The 14,978-nt window shown below is 70.7% G+C and carries 8 protein-coding genes; 4 read left to right on the top strand and 4 right to left on the bottom strand.

Annotation, left to right across the window (positions count from 1 at the left end; translation table 11 throughout):
* Positions 1 to 47: 47 nt before the first annotated feature.
* Positions 48 to 1,889, bottom strand: coding sequence for a type VII secretion AAA-ATPase EccA (eccA, locus tag ACFYWJ_RS01150; protein ID WP_355271352.1), 1,842 nt, complete (start codon positions 1,887 to 1,889; stop codon positions 48 to 50).
* A 157-nt stretch (positions 1,890 to 2,046) separates the two neighbouring features.
* On the opposite strand from eccA, the gene eccD reads away from it, so the two are divergent.
* The 3 genes from eccD to eccCa are packed head-to-tail and all read left to right on the top strand — an operon-like array spanning position 2,047 to position 8,989.
* Positions 2,047 to 3,507 carry a type VII secretion integral membrane protein EccD gene (gene eccD, locus ACFYWJ_RS01145; protein WP_355271353.1) on the top strand — a complete coding sequence of 487 codons (1,461 nt, stop codon included), beginning with the start codon at positions 2,047 to 2,049 and terminating at the stop codon, positions 3,505 to 3,507.
* Entirely contained in the window at positions 3,504 to 4,910 is a 1,407-nt protein-coding gene (mycP, locus tag ACFYWJ_RS01140) for a type VII secretion-associated serine protease mycosin (protein ID WP_387160508.1), read from the top strand. Before eccD ends, mycP begins: the two co-directional genes overlap by 4 nt.
* An 8-nt stretch (positions 4,911 to 4,918) precedes the next feature.
* The gene (eccCa, locus tag ACFYWJ_RS01135) at positions 4,919 to 8,989 is read left to right on the top strand and encodes a type VII secretion protein EccCa (RefSeq protein WP_355271355.1); all 4,071 of its coding nucleotides are present in this window, start codon (positions 4,919 to 4,921) and stop codon (positions 8,987 to 8,989) included.
* A 4-nt stretch (positions 8,990 to 8,993) separates the two neighbouring features.
* Here eccCa and ACFYWJ_RS01130 read toward each other — a convergent pair whose 3' ends face one another.
* Together ACFYWJ_RS01130 and ACFYWJ_RS01125 are read right to left on the bottom strand one after the other, a co-directional pair.
* Entirely contained in the window at positions 8,994 to 9,593 is a 600-nt protein-coding gene (locus ACFYWJ_RS01130; RefSeq protein ID WP_355271357.1) for a GNAT family N-acetyltransferase, read from the bottom strand.
* A complete protein-coding gene (locus tag ACFYWJ_RS01125; protein WP_355271359.1) occupies positions 9,590 to 10,399 on the bottom strand; it encodes a GntR family transcriptional regulator in 810 nt (269 codons plus the stop codon). Before ACFYWJ_RS01125 ends, ACFYWJ_RS01130 begins: the two co-directional genes overlap by 4 nt.
* Positions 10,400 to 10,680: 281 nt before the next feature.
* Between ACFYWJ_RS01125 and ACFYWJ_RS01120 the strand changes: the two genes are divergently transcribed.
* The gene (locus tag ACFYWJ_RS01120) at positions 10,681 to 11,073 is read left to right on the top strand and encodes a DUF4254 domain-containing protein (RefSeq protein WP_355271361.1); all 393 of its coding nucleotides are present in this window, start codon (positions 10,681 to 10,683) and stop codon (positions 11,071 to 11,073) included.
* Between the two features lie 21 nt (positions 11,074 to 11,094).
* On the opposite strand, the gene ACFYWJ_RS01115 is transcribed toward ACFYWJ_RS01120, so the two are convergent.
* Entirely contained in the window at positions 11,095 to 14,715 is a 3,621-nt protein-coding gene (locus ACFYWJ_RS01115) for an AAA family ATPase (protein ID WP_387160504.1), read from the bottom strand.
* Positions 14,716 to 14,978: the final 263 nt, after the last annotated feature.

Genomic DNA, 14,978 nt, shown 5'->3' with positions numbered 1-14,978 from the left:
GACGGAGGCCCGGTGCGATGCGCACCGGGCCTCCGTGACATTCGGGCTCAGCTCAGGTTGGGTACCTGACCCACGTTGAGCGTCGCGACGATGCCGGTCAGCGCGGTGCGCATATCGGTCTCCTCGATCCGCATCAGCACGTCGTCGTCGACTTCGGCCAGGTCGAGCCCGTCGGTGTTGGCCAGCCGGAACTCGCGTTCCTCCTCCGCCGCCTCGATGACATTGCGGATGAAGCGGCCGTTGCCCGCCAGGTCGACGCCGCGGCGCGGCTGCCCGCTCTGGTCGGTGCTCTCCAGGTCGTAGAGGAACCCGCAGGTCTCGATCAGGGTCTCCAGCGCCGCGGGCGCCAGCTGCGAATCGCGTCCGTTCGCCACGATCTCGCCGATCCGGCCCAGCTCTTCGGCGGTGTACGAAGGGAATTGGAGACGCTTGGCGAAGCGGGAGGCCAGACCGTCGTTGGCGGCCAGCAGCCGGTCGATCTCGCCGTCGTAGCCCGCGATGATGACCACGAGCCGGTCGCGGTCGTTCTCCATCCGGGCCAGCAGGGTGTCGACGGCCTCGCGACCGAAGGCGTCACCGCCGGACAGGCCGGTCTGGATCAGCGTGTACGCCTCGTCGATGAACAGCACGCCGTCCATGGCGCTGTCGATCAGCTTCTCGGACTTGATGGCCGTGCCACCGAGGTTCTGGCTCACGAAATCGACGCGCTTGGCCTCGACCACCTTGTCGGTCTTCAACAGTCCGACACCGCAGTAGATCTTGGCGACCACGCGCGCGATGGTGGTCTTACCGGTGCCGGGCGGACCGGTGAAGGCCAGGTGCTGGCCCCGGGACTGGCTCGACAGGCCCTTGCCCGCGCGGATCTTGGCCAGCTGCGCGGACGACTGCAGCTTGGCCACCTGGTTCTTCACCGACGCCAGCCCGACCTGCTTGTCCAGCTGCGCCCGTGCCTCGGCGAGGACGGTTTTCGCGCGATCCTCGGCGGCGGCCTCGTTCATCGCGGCCAGCGAGGGCGCCGAGGTGGGGTCCCACTTGTCGGTGCGGGCGTCGATCACTTCGCGGGTGGTGACCACGATCCGGAAGGTGCGGTCGCGCATGGCGTTGGTGTTGGCGGTGAAGTCGGGCAGCTGGGAATAGACCTGCTCGAACAGCTTCTGGGCCTCGGCCTCGTTGCCGGACTCGCGCAGGCACAGGCCGCGGTTGTACATCGCGGTGAACCTGGCCGATGGGATCGGGCCCGCCTCGGCCTGTTCCATCCGTCGCACGGCCTCACCGAACAGGCCGAGCTGCGCGCAGGCGGTACCGACCATCACGTTCGCGCCGGTGGCCAGGTACGGGTCCTTCCAGTCCGCCGAGCCGGCCAGCACGGTCATCACGTCGGGCCAGCGCTGGGTGTTGTAGTGCATGATGCCGCGGATGTAGGCGCTGATCCGGTCGTCGATCTGCTTGTCCGGATCGTCGGCGCGGGCGGCGCGCAATTCGGCGAGCTTGTCGAGTACCTGCTCGGCCTGGTCGTAGTCCTTGTCGGCGATCAGCTGCGCGGCCCAGGCGAGCCAGATCTCGGTGAGCCCGGCCAGCGGGTAGTCGATGTAGAGGCCGGGCAGGAAGCGGCCCGCCATCGCCCGCGGCGCCAGGCCGAGCCTGCGCTGCTCGCGGCCGAGCGAATCGAGGCTGGTGCGATGGAGATTGAACAGCACCTCTTTGGTCAACTCGCCCGCGGCGGCGCGGCCGAGCCACGCGTCGCACATCGACGAATCCCATTCCGTCGCGCGCTGGAAGGCCAGCTTCGCGTACTCCTCGTCGCGCGCGGACTCCTGACCGTCGATGGACAGACCGAGCGAGAGGACGCCCGCGTCGAAGGCACGCTGCGCCTGGCGAATGTCTGGCATGTGGTGTCGGACCCCGAAATCTTCGTCTGGTGGACAGCTGCTGTTCAATCCGGCGGCGGGACTTCGATCGCGCCGGTTTGCCCTGTCCGTTAGATTAGGTAACGCTGCCGTGTGGTCGCAACGGAAGTAGTCAGCTACGACTGAGAGTTCATCACTGGTGTCGACGTTGTTGGGCAATGAGCCGGAACTATGCCGAGTTTCAGTGATCGGGGGTGATACGCAGCTCGACATCGGACTACCCGCCACGGTACCGATCGCCGGATTCATCGGCGACCTGGTGGCGCTGATCCGTTCCCGGGATCCGCGACTGCCGGACGGGGACGAGGACTCCGCCCCGGTCCGTGCCCAGCACTGGACCCTGGCCCGGCTCGGGCAGGACCCACTCGCGCCCAGCCGCACCCTCACCGAGGCCGAGGTCTACGACGGCGAGCTGCTCGTGCTCAGCCCGGTGACGCGCAAAGAGGCGCCCGCGCTCTTCGACGACGTGATCGATGCCGTATCCCGGCTCACCGCAGGCGAGTTCCGCGGCTGGTCCAGTGCCGCGGCCCGCTGGGCGGGTCTGGTGATCGCGACGATCGCGATCGTCGCCGCGCTCGGTCTGCTCGCGGTCTCGCGTGCCGACAGCGATCCGCTGGTCCCCGCGTTCGCGCTGCTCGGCACCGGTATCGCCGCGTCGGCGGCGGCCGGCATCGCCGCCCGCAAGTTCACCGATTCGCTGACCGCCAACTGGCTTTCGCTCGACGCCCTGCTGCTGCTGTTCGGCGGCGGCGCGCTGCTCGTGCCCGGTCAGCTCGGCGCGGGGCAGGTGTTGCTCGGCAGCGTCGTGCTGCTGGTCGCGGCGGTCGCGGGCTACCGGATCACCGGCATCGGGGCCGGCCTGTTCGCCGCCGCGATCACGCTGAGTGTGTTCGGCGCGGTGACCGGCACCGTCTACCTGCTGTGGCATCCGGGCTTGGCCAAGCTGTTCGCCGGGGTGCTCGTCGCGGCGGTGATCCTGCTGTCGTCGGTGCCGCGGCTGGCCGCGGTGGCGGCCCGGTTGCCGATTCCGCCGGTGCCGACGGCCGGTGGGGCGATCGACCCCGCCGACCACGAACAGCGCCCGACGATCGAGGGCATCGGCGCGGTCGGCGCGATCGCGCTGCCCTCGGCGGCGGGCCTGGGTGAACGTGCTCGCGTCGCCAATCAGATCCAGACCGGGCTGGTCGTCGCCTGCGCGGTGGCCGCGCTGTTCGGCGCCGTCGGCGCGGCCGATCCGCTCGGGCCGTTCCACTCCGGTGGCGTCGCGCTCGCCGCGGTCGCCGCGGTCGTGCTCTGCCTGCGTGGGCGCTCCTACGCCGACCTGGTGCAGGCCGCGACGTTGATCACCACCGGCGCGCTCATCATGATCGCGCTGCTGACCGGTCTCGGGCTCGGCCACGACGCGCTGGAATTCGTCGCGGTCGCCCTGCTGTTGCTGACCGCGGGCAGCGTCATCGGATTCGGCGTGATCGGCCCGCATCTCGAGGTGACCCCGGTGACCAGGCGGATGATCGAGATCTTCGAGTACCTGCTGATCATCACGATGGTCCCGCTCGCGCTGTGGGTCATGGACGTGTACTCGACCGCCCGCAACATATGACCCGCGCACCCCTGCGGCGCGCGGTCCTGCGGCTGGCCTGTGCCGCGACCGTGCTCGGCACGGTCGCGGGCTTCCCGGCGCCCGCTGGCGCGATCGCCCCGCCCCGGATCGACCAGGGCGCGCTCGACGCGGCGCTCGCGCTCAGCGGCAGGCCCGCCCCGCTCGAGCCCACCGAACAGCGCGAACTGTGCGCCGAACCCGTGCTGCGCGGCAACGCGCCGAGCGAGCCGCCGATGGCGCAGCGGGTGCTCGACCTGCCCGCGGCCTGGCAGTTCAGCCGCGGTGCGGGCCAGAAGGTCGCGGTAATCGATACCGGCGTCAACCGGCATCCGCGGCTGCCCGCGCTCCAGGCGGGCGGTGACTACGTCAGCGACTCCGACGGCACCGTCGACTGCGACGGGCACGGCACGCTGGTGGCGGGCATCATCGCCGCGCGTCCCGTCCCCGAGGACGCGTTCGTCGGCGTCGCGCCCGAGGCGGAGATCCTCACCATCCGTCAGCTCAGCCTCGCCTACGAGGCCAAGGACCGGGGCGCGGACAAGGGGCAGGGCTCGCTGCGCAGCGACGGCTACGGCAGCGTCCTCACCCTCGCCGGCGCCGTCGTGCGCGCGGTCGACATGGGCGCGACGGTGATCAATATTTCCGAAGTGGCCTGCACCCCGGCCGGTTCCAACACCTCCGACGGTGCGCTCGGCGCCGCCGTGAAGTACGCCTACGACCGCAATGTGGTGGTCGTCGCGGCCGCGGGCAATGTGGAACAGGGCGGCCCGTGCCAGAACCAGAACGAGGGTTCGGGCTGGAGTTCGGTGACCACCGTGGCCTCGCCCGCCTGGTTTGCCCCCTACGTGCTCGCGGTCGGCTCGGTCGACGCCGACGGCAAGCCATCGGCGCTGTCGCTGCGCGGTCCGTGGATCGGGGCCGCCGCGATCGGGCGCAATATCGTGTCGCTGGACAGCAAGCCGGGCGGTGTCGGCCTGGTCGACGGTGTCCAGACGATGGAGGGCGTGCAGCCGGTCGACGGAACCAGTTTCGCCGCACCGTATGTGGCCGGGCTGGCCGCGCTGATCCGGTCGCGCTATCCGGAGCTGTCCGCGCAGCAGGTGATCGAGCGGATCACCCGCACCTCGCACGCGCCCGGCCGCGGCCGTGACGACGCCATCGGAGCCGGGCTGATCGACCCGCTGGCCGCGCTCACCGCGCCGCTGGCCGCCGAGCCGCCGAGCAAGGGCGCCGACGTGGGGCACGCGATCGGCGCGCCCTACGCGGCCCCCGAACCGGATCCGCGACCGCGCCGGGTCGCGATCATCGGCGCGCTGACCCTGTTGGCCGCGTTGGGCATCGGAGCCGCGTTCGCCTTTCCGTTCCGCAGGCGCGGCGCCGACCTCAACCAGGAATTCGAGTAGAGGGATCGATGGCTACCGAAGGTTTCGTCCGTCGCCCCCGGATCGCGCCGCCGCGCGCGCCGGGCGGTGAAGTCGCGCTCACCCCGCCGCCGGAGATCCAGCGCGCCATCCCGTCACCGCTGATGATGAAGCTGATGCCGGTCATCATGGTGGTCGCGGTCGTCGGCATGATCGCGATGATGGTCTCGATGGGCCGCAATCTGCTGGCCAATCCGATGATGATGATGTTCCCGATGATGATGCTCATGTCGATGGTCGGCATGATGGCGGGCATGCGCGGCGGCGGCCCCAAGCGCGCCGTCGAGCTCAACGAGGAACGCAAGGACTACTTCCGCTACCTCGATCAGGTCCGCAAGGACGTGCGCAACACCGGCGTCAAACAGCTGGAGACGCTGGACTGGAGTCATCCCGAACCGGCCGACCTGCCCGCGCTGATCGGCAGCAGGCGGATGTGGGAACGCCGTCCCAACGACCCGGACTTCGGCCACGTGCGGGTCGGCGTCGGCAGCCATCGCCTCGCCACCAAGCTGGCCCGCCCGGAGACCGGACCGCTGGAAGACCTCGAGCCGGTGTCGACGGTGGCCCTGCGCCGATTCGTGCGCACCCACTCGGTGGTGCACGAGTTGCCGACCGCGGTCTCGCTGCGCGCGTTCCCCGCCATCAATATCGGCGGCGACCTCGACGAGGGCCGCGAACTGGTGCGCGCCATGCTGATGGAGCTGACCACCTTCCACGGCCCGGACAACCTGGTCGTCGCGATCGTCTGCGCCGACCCGGATGGGCACTGGGCCTGGGCGAAATGGCTGCCGCACGTGCAGCATCCGTCGGTGCGCGACGGACTCGGCTCGGCCCGGATGATGTACACCTCGCTCGGTGAGCTCGAATCCGCCTTGCAGACCGAGCTGATGGAACGCGGCCGGTTCATGCGCAACCCGCAGCCGACCCAGGGTCGCCTGCACGTGGTCGTCGTGATCGATGACGGCTACATCAGCGGCAACGAACGCATCATCAGCGAATCCGGGCTCGACTCGGTGACCGTGCTCGACCTGACCGCGCCCGAGAACGGCCTCGCGGCCCGGCGCGGTCTGCAGCTGGTCGTCGGTGACGGGGCCGTGTCGGCGCGCAGTGCCGCGGGTGTGGAGCGCTTCGCGACCGCCGACGAGGTCAGCGTCGCCGAGGCTGAGGCGTTCGCCCGCGCGCTGGCCAGGTACCGGCTGGCGACGGCGGCGCAGATCGTCAGCCTGGGGGAGGGCACCACCAGCGACCCCGGCCTGATGGCCCTGCTGCGCATTCCCGACGCGGCCCAGATCGATCCGGCCAGGGTGTGGCGGCCGCGGACCGCGCGCGAGCGGCTCCGGGTGCCGATCGGCATCACGCCGGACGGCACGCCGGTCGAGATCGACATCAAGGAGTCGGCGGAGAACGGCATGGGCCCGCACGGCCTGTGCATCGGCGCGACCGGTTCCGGCAAGTCGGAATTCCTGCGCACCCTGGTGCTTTCGCTGGTCACCACGCACTCGCCGGACGCGCTCAACCTGGTGCTCGTCGACTTCAAGGGTGGCGCGACCTTCCTCGGGCTCGACTCGCTGCCGCACGTCGCGGCCGTGATCACCAACCTGGAAGACGAACTCTCCCTGGTCGACCGTATGAAGGACGCGCTCGCCGGTGAGATGAACCGCCGCCAGGAACTGCTGCGCTCGGCGGGCAACTACGCCAATGTCAACGACTACGAGAAGGCGCGGGCCGCCGGCGTTCCGCTCGATCCGCTGCCCGCGCTGTTCGTCGTCGTCGACGAGTTCTCCGAATTGCTCTCGCAGAAGCCCGACTTCGCCGAGCTGTTCGTCATGATCGGCCGCCTCGGCCGCTCGCTGCACGTCCACCTGCTGCTGGCCTCGCAGCGCCTGGAGGAGAACAAGCTGCGCGGCCTCGAGTCGCATCTGTCCTACCGGATCGGCCTGCGCACCTTCTCGGCCAACGAGTCGCGCGCGGTGCTCGGCATCACCGATGCCTATCACCTGCCCAGCGTGCCCGGCGCCGGCTACCTGAAAAGCGATGCGTCCGAACCGCTCCGGTTCAACGCGAGCTACGTCTCCGGTCCGTACGTGGCGCCGGTCGGTACCGTCGTCGACGACGACGGCGCGCCGATGGGCGGCCAGCGGCCGGTGGTGTTCACCGCGGCGCCGGTCGAGGTGACCGAGGCCGCGCCGGAACAGCCGGAGACCGAGGACGATCCGATCCTGCGCGGCAGGCTGGAACTGCCGCCGCCACCGCCGAGCGGTCCGGTCGCCGAGGAGGGCATTCCGGACTCGCTGCTCGACGTCGTCGTCAAGCGGCTGACCGGCCACGGCCGTCCGGCCCACGAGGTCTGGCTGCCGCCGCTGGAGGAATCGCCGACCGCCGACATGCTGCTGCCCGACCCGGATTGGCGCTCGCCGGTGAACCGGCACGGTCAGCTGTGGATGCCGATCGGTGTGATCGACAAGCCCTACGAGCAGCGTCGCGACGTGCTGACCATCAATCTGGCAGGCGCGCAGGGCAATGTCGCCGTGGTGGGCGGTCCGCAGTCGGGCAAGTCCACGACGCTGCGCACCATCATCATGGCCGCGGCCGCCACCCACACCCCCGAACAGGTGCAGTTCTACTGCCTGGACTTCGGCGGCGGCAGCATGGCCGGTCTGGTCGGTGTCCCGCACGTCGGTTCGGTCGCCGGCCGGCTCGACGGTGACCGGGTGCGCCGCACCATCGCCGAGCTCACCACCCTGATGCGCCAGCGCGAGGAACGGTTCGCCGAGCTGGGCATCGAGTCGATGACCGAGTTCCGCAGGCGCAAGTTCTCCGCGCTGGAAGCCCGGCAGATCAACGGCACCACCGCGGCGCCCGGCGACCCGATGGCCGCCGACCAGTTCGGCGACGTGTTCCTGGTGATCGACGGCTGGGGCGCCATCCGGGAGGAATTCGATCTGCTGGAACCGCAGATCAACGCCATCGCCACCCAGGGCCTCTCGTTCGGCGTGCACTTGATGATCGGCGCGTCCCGCTGGGCCGAGATCCGCCCGGTGGTCAAGGACCAGATCGGCACCCGGCTCGAGCTGCGCCTCGGTGACCCGGGCGATTCGGAGATGAATCGCCGTACCGCGCACCAGGTTCCCGTCGGCAGGCCGGGTCGCGGTCTCACGGCCGAGCAGCTGCACATGCTGATCGCGCTGCCCCGCTTGGATTCCGACTCCGAGCCGTCGACCATCGCCGACGGCGTCACCAGGGCGCGGGAGGAATTGATCGCGCTCTACCCGGGCAGGCGCGCGCCGGAGGTGCGCATGCTGCCGCTGAGCTTCCCGCGCGAGCAGGTCATCGCCACCGCGCGGGAACAGGGCGTGACCTTCGATCGCACCAAGGTCGTCGTCGGCCTCGGCGAGTCCGAATTGCAGCCGCTGGTGCTGGATTTCGGTGTCGAGCCGCACTTCATGGCCTTCGCCGACGTGGAATGCGGCAAGACCACCCTGCTGCGCAACATCGTGATGAGCATCGCCGAGCAGTCCACCGCCGCCGAGGCGAGGGTGATCCTGATCGACTACCGGCGCACCATGCTCGGTGTGCTCGAGGGCGACCAGCTGGCGGGCTATTCGACCTCGTCGCAGACGTGTGGGCCGATGATCCAGGAGGTCGCCGGCTACCTGGCCAAGCGGATCCCCGGCTCCGACATCACCCAGCAGCAGCTGCGCGAACGCAGCTGGTGGTCGGGCCCGGAGATCTATGTCGTCGTCGACGACTACGACATGGTCGTCACCGGTTCCGGCAACCCGTTCGCGCCGCTGCTCGAGTACCTGCCCCAGGCCCGCGACATCGGCCTGCATCTCGTCGTCACCCGCCGCATCGGTGGCGCGTCGCGCGCGCTCTACGACCCGGTGCTCGGCGCGATGAAGAACCTGTCGGTTCAGACGCTGATCATGAGCGGTTCGCGGGACGAAGGAAAGCTGGTCGGTGACGTGCGCCCGAGCAAGATGCCGCCCGGTCGCGGCACCCTGGTCTCGCGCAGTCAGGGCATCGAACTGGTCCACATCGCCGACCTGCCGCCGCTGTAGCGGGTCAGCCCGGCAGGCGACCGATCGGCAGCGCCGGGGAACCGGCGCGATGGTGGGCCTGCCGGGACATCGGCGGGCCGCACCAGCTGTCGGTCCGCCGCTCGAACAGGGCGCAGGACGGGCCGTCCGCGCACGGCCCCGCGATGCGGGCCAGGGTGAAGCCGGCCCGGCGGTAGTAGTCGTGCAGTTGCTGGTTGGACGTCCAGGCGTCGAGCCGGACCCAGTCGCGGTCCTTCTGGTCGGCCAGCCGGGCGGCGTGGGCGAGCATCCGATGCCCGACCTGGCGGCCGGCGAACCGCAGGTCGACGATCATGAAGTGCACGATCACCGCCTCGGCCAGCTCCCACGGCGACCACAGGCCCGGATCGGCCCGGTGATTGACGGTGATCGTGCCCGCGGGCTCACCGTCGACCTCGGCGATCCACGTCTCGCCCGCGTCCAGCGCCCGCCCGACCGCGCCGGCGAAGATCTCGATGGGACGGCCGCGACCGGCGACCGTCCACTGGTCGGACCCACGCGTGGTGAGCCAGGCGGTGCGTTGCACCCGCAGGCGGCAGATCAGCGGCAGGTCGCCCAGGGCGGCCGGGCGCATCGCCACGGTCATGGCAAGGCGACGGCAGGTCCGGGTGCGATGCCGAGGGTGCGGGCGATGACGGCGGTGCCCGCCGCGTCGCCGAGTTGGTAGGCCAGCCGGTTGCGGCCGGCAAGACAACGATGCCGGGTCGCCCGGGTGACCCGTTCGTGGTTGGCGCCGATGCGCAGGTGGTCGAGCAGGACGGTGCCGGTGGCGACGCCGAGCACGGCCGCCTCCTCGGCGGTGGCGGGTCGCGCTGTCAAGGTGTCTCGATGGGCGGTCTCGCCGTGGCCATGATCGGCCAGGCGACGGGTCGTGCCTTCGGGAATGTCATGGGGTGAGTCGATGCTCGCGGCTTCGGCGAGATCGCGTGGGTAGAAACTCACCTCCCACGACCACGGTTCGTTGTCGAGGTACTGCACCACGGTGCGGGCCAGCACCCAGGAGTCGACGGCGACCCCGAGCCACTGCGCGACCTGGTCGTCGGCGGGCTCCATCCTGGTGCTGAATTCCTTGGCAGGCTCGCGATTGGCGGCGCGGGCGATCTCCTCGAAGATGTCGTGCGCCGACCGCGGCCGATCGGGGCGGATGTGGTCGGTGACCACGGATTCCAGCACTTCCTGGTTTCGCACGATGGTGCCGCGGGAAGTAGCTGTGTAGACGAGGTTTTCGGCGACGAGCACTTGGATCGCGTTGCGCGAGGTGGTGATCGAGACCTGCATCTGCTCGGCCAGTTCGGAATGGCTGGGCAGCCGATCGCCCGGTTTCCACGTGCCCGCGCGGATCTCCTCACGGAGGAGGTCTGCGATCCGGAGGTAGGTCGGACCGTCCGCCATCATGCTCCTCGGTAGGTCGTGCAGGTAACGAAGTGTACTCGTCTGGGTTACCTACGGCCGAGTAATGCTTGACAGGATGCTTGCGAGGTTTATTGTAATGAACGTCCTGATCCGGTGCTGTGCGGCGACGACGGCGAGGCAACGTGGCTGGTTCGGAGAGTTCTACGGTCGTAATGGCTTTCCCCGACACATTGCGGTGTGTCGATACCGCCGGGCCGCCGGCGACTACCGGTCTACTGCCGCTCTCCGATCTTCTCGTCCGGGCGTGTCGCGGACATCGGGTGGTGGGGGGACCACTGCTGTGGTTCGCGCGTGATCTCGCGGTGCTGCACGAGAAGCGCATCGTCGGGCGGGGCGGCTTCGTCGATACCGATCCGGTCGTGATGCGTGAGATCGATTGCCGCCGAGCCGAACTGGTCCTCGCGATCGACGACTGGGTGCATCGCGCCGTCCCGCAGCACCGCCTCGGCGCGACCCTGCACACCGAGACGATCGGCGCGGTCATCGACCGGCTGGCCGAATCCTCGGTCCGCGCGCACCACGCCCTGATGACCATGCCCGCCAACGACGAGATGCTGCACGGCGCGTGGCACCACCTCGCCGAGCTGGCCGACGCCTACGACGACCTGGTCCGCGACGTGATCGCCGGGCGCCGCAGGCTGCCGGAGTGGTGACCGGCCCGCCCGCGGCGTAGCTCAGCCGAAGCGGTGGTGGTCCACGCCGAACTCGTCGGCGACGGTCGCCGCCAGTTCCACGTAGGCCCGCTTGGTCGTCTTGTGCAGGCGGTGCAGATCGATCTCGGCACCCTCGGACAGGTGCTCGTCGAACGGGATGATGTGCACGGCCCGGCAGCGCGAGAGGAAGTATTCGCGCAACTGCTGGACACCGACATTCGGTGACCCCTCACGCGGCAGGTTGATCACCACGACCGCGTTGCGGACCAGGTGGTCGTGCCCGTGCAGCGACAGCCAGTCCAGCGTGGCCGCGGCACTGCGCGCGCCGTCGATCGCCGCCGACGAGATCAGCACCAGCGAGTGCGCCAGATCGAGCACGCCGCTCATCGCCGAGTGCATCAGGCCGGTGCCGCAGTCGGTGAGGATGATGTTGTAGAACCGCTGCAGGATCCGGGCCACCGCCCGGTACTCCTCGTCGTTGAACGATTCCGACGCTGCCGGATCACGTTCGCTGGCAAGCACTTCCAGCCTGCTCGAACTCTGCGAGGTGTGCCTGCGGACATCGGAGTAGCGCTCGATCGACGGATCGAGCAGCAGGTCGCGCACGGTCGAGCGGGTCTGCAGCGCCACCCGCTGCGACAGGGTGCCGAAGTCGGGGTTGGCGTCGACCGCGATCACCCGGTCACCACGGATCGAGGCGAAGATCGAGCCGAGGCCGGTGGTGGTCGTCGTCTTGCCGACACCACCCTTGAGCGAGAGCACCGCGATCCGGTAGTCACCGCGCACCGGCTGACGGATGCGGGCGACCAGCTCCTGCAGGCGCCGCTCCTCCGCGGACATCCCAGGGTTGATCGCACCACCCGAAACATGGTGCACCGCTTTACGCCAGCCACTGCCCGGCGCCTTCTTGACCCGCTTGACCGGGACGTTGTCGAGCGACGGCGGCTGGTACCCCTGCTGCGGGTTGGCACCCCAGCCGGGCTGCTGGTACTGGCCGGGCTGCTGGAACTGGCCAGGGCCCTGCTGGTACGGCGCCACGGTCGGGCCGCCCTGGAACTGCTGGGGCGCAACGTCACCCGGCTGCTGGTACGGCTGGACGCCGTCGGGCCGCTGGAAGTTCGGCGCGGGCGTGCCGTCGGGCAGGTACTGCTGCGGCGGGACGCCGTCGGGCCGCTGATGGTTCTGCGCCGGGCTGCCGTCGGGCAGGAACTGCTGGCCGCCGTCGGACAGGAACTGCTGGCCGCCGTCGGGCCGCAGGTGGGTCGGCGCGGGAGATCCGTCGGGCAGGTACTGCTGCGCGGAGGAGCCGTCGGGCTGCGATTGCCGCGGCGCCAGGGGGTCCTGCTGCTGGTAGTGCCGCGTTGCCTCGGCCTGTGGCGCCTGCGCGCCGTGCTGAGCCGGGGTGCCGTCGGGCTGCGGGAGGCCGCCGTCCGGGCGGTGATACGACTCGGGCAACTGCTGGGCGGGGTCGCCCGGCTGGTACTGACCCGGGGTCTGCTGGTACGGGTTGGCCGGCTGCGCGAATTCGCCGGAGCGGTAACCGGTTTGCGGAGCGTGGGTCTGCTGGTCGGTGCCGCTCTGCCAGGACGGCGGCGCGTACTCGCCACCGGGAGCCTGGTTCCGGGCCGCCTGCACCCGCGGGTCGTCACCGCGGAACATCTCCGTCTGCGCGTCCGGAGCGGACTGGGTGCCCGCACCGGGCGAGGGATCGCCGGGCATCGCGTTGTACTGCGACGAATGGTAGGTCGGCGTCTGCGAGACGTAGTGCGACGGCTGGTCGGGCCCCGGCGCCTGCGGCGGAGCGACGAACTCGCCGGGCCGGTACGGGGATCCCGCACCGGTGGACGGCGTGAATTCGCCTGCGCTGTACGCCGACCGGGAATCGGGGGCGCTCGCGGTGGCGGGACCCGTACCGCCGGTGAGATCCGTCGGCAGGCTCATCCGGGTGGTGCGGTCGGCAGGTGCGCTGTCTTCCGCGCTACCGCCGCCGACTGCCGAGCCGTGCGTCGCCGGCGTGGCGCCATCGCGAGGCGCGGAGCCGTGCGTCGATCGCGTGGCGTCATCGAGGGGCGCGGAGCCGTGCGTCGACGGGGCGGCGCCATCGTGGGGTGTCGAGCCGTGCGTCGAGGGCGCATTGCCCGCCGAGACCTGGCCGATTAGAGCGTTGTCCGTAGGACTGGTCGACGCGGGCCGGGGCGATGCGATGGCATCGCCCGTGGCGGGCGAGGTGTGCGCCGACGGCGTGCCGGTCGAGCCGTGTGCGGCGAACGCGTCGGGCGAGGCCTGGGACGTCGCGGCGCGGTCGGCAGACGATATGCCGTCGTGGACGGGCGCCTCCGGGTCGAGGTCGTTCCGCCGCACCGCATCGTCAGGTGACAGGACATCCCGGGCGGCCACGTTCGTCTCAGCCGGAACGCCCAGGCGCGCAGGCGGTTCCGGCAGCGGCGGGGGACCTGTCGTCGCATCGGGTGACGGTGCGAAGCCCGCCTGCGAGGTACCCGTCGCGGCCGGATCGCCCAGGCGTGCGGGCGGTTCCGGCAGGCGCGGAGGCGTCGTGGTGGCCGCGGACACGGCGTCGCCGATCGCAGCCGCGGACTCCGGCTGATCGAGGCTGTGCCGTCCACGGCCGGTCCGTGCCTGTTCACCGGACTCCGGCGGAACGACGTCGGCGGGATCCGGCCGTCGAGCGGCATCGAGGAGGGGGTCCACACCTGGTGTCGATGCGCCGGTGGTGGTCGGTGTCGGGCCGAGGAGTGGGTCGGCGGCGGTCGACGACACCGGTGATTCGGTGGCGGGGGTCGGAATCGGGCCGAGGAGCGGGTCCGCGGGGGCGCCGATCGATGGTTCGCCCGGTGCCGTCAGGCGCGGTGGTGCCTCCGTGTGGCGGGGGCGGGCGGGGGGATCCGGCAGGGGCGGGGGCGGCGGCAGGTCGGGGAGCTGACGCTGCTGCTGGCCCGGGCCGAGCGGGGTGAACCCGGTCGACGGCGGCGCGGGCGTCCGGGTCGGCAGGGAGAGGCCGGAATGGTCACCGGCCTGTGCGGTCGGGTCGGCGTAGGCCGTCGCGGAGCTCTCGTGCGCACCGGTCGTCGGCGCGGCGCTCGGGCCGCCGTGCGACGGCGGGGTGTTGGTGAAGGGGCCGGTGGGGATCGACGGATCGCCGACCGGCGCGGGGGTGGAGGGCCCGGGGGCGGGCGGTACGGCCGCGCTGCTCCCGTTGTGCGGTGACGGCCACGGCGGCGGCGTGCCGGGACCCGCCGGGCCACCCTGCCAGCCGTTGGGCTGGTCGCCGGGGATGAGCGGGTTCGCGGCCTCGCCCGGCCACGACTGCCGCGCGGGCGGCTGCTCGACCGGCGGACGCTGCTCGGCGGGCCGACGCTGCTCCACGGGCGGGCGCTGGTCGGCCTGCTCGGCGACGGGCTGATGCTGCTCGGGCTGGTCCTCACCCTTGCGCCGACGCCCGCGCTTGTCCTTCTTGGCATCGTCGTTCCCGCCGCGGCCCATGAAGCGGCGGCGTTTGGGTGCCTCGTCGATCAGATCGTCCTGGGGGAGGTTCTCCACCGGAGCCTCGTAGCCGACCTGTGTGACTTCGCTCTCCGACAGCCACGGCGGCAACATGGGGAGGCTGTCGTTGTTACGACTCACCGGCGCGTTCCGCTCACCAGGGTCCCCCGATCTGCTCGACCCACATCTCCGACGCCGGTGAGTTTACGCGACAACCCCGGCACGGTGGTGGGCGCCTCCGGTCGGCCGACCGCGCCGGACCGGTGGCCGGTTCGGGGCGTTTTTGCCTCTGGAGTGCGGTACCGGTAAGCTTGAGCGGCGGTGCACCTATGCGCCGACTGTTCGCATGCCAGCGGGCAGCTACGAGGCAATCCAAACTCAGGTTAGAAGCATAACCGGGATCG

The sequence above is a fragment of the Nocardia sp. NPDC003269 genome (assembly GCF_042888005.1).
Lineage (GTDB): Bacteria > Actinomycetota > Actinomycetes > Mycobacteriales > Mycobacteriaceae > Nocardia.
The sequence above is the reverse complement of the archived record's forward strand: the minus strand, read 5'-3'. Positions and strand labels throughout refer to the sequence as shown.

Bases quoted from the DNA above. Each gene is read 5' to 3' on its own strand.
- ACFYWJ_RS01125 (WP_355271359.1), bottom strand. From the start codon at position 10,399: ATGGCGGACGGTCCGACCTACCTCCGGATCGCAGACCTCCTCCGTGAG.
- eccA (WP_355271352.1), bottom strand. From the start codon at position 1,889: ATGCCAGACATTCGCCAGGCGCAGCGTGCCTTCGACGCGGGCGTCCTC.
- eccCa (WP_355271355.1), top strand. From the start codon at position 4,919: ATGGCTACCGAAGGTTTCGTCCGTCGCCCCCGGATCGCGCCGCCGCGC.
- ACFYWJ_RS01130 (WP_355271357.1), bottom strand. From the start codon at position 9,593: ATGACCGTGGCGATGCGCCCGGCCGCCCTGGGCGACCTGCCGCTGATC.
- mycP (WP_387160508.1), top strand. From the start codon at position 3,504: ATGACCCGCGCACCCCTGCGGCGCGCGGTCCTGCGGCTGGCCTGTGCC.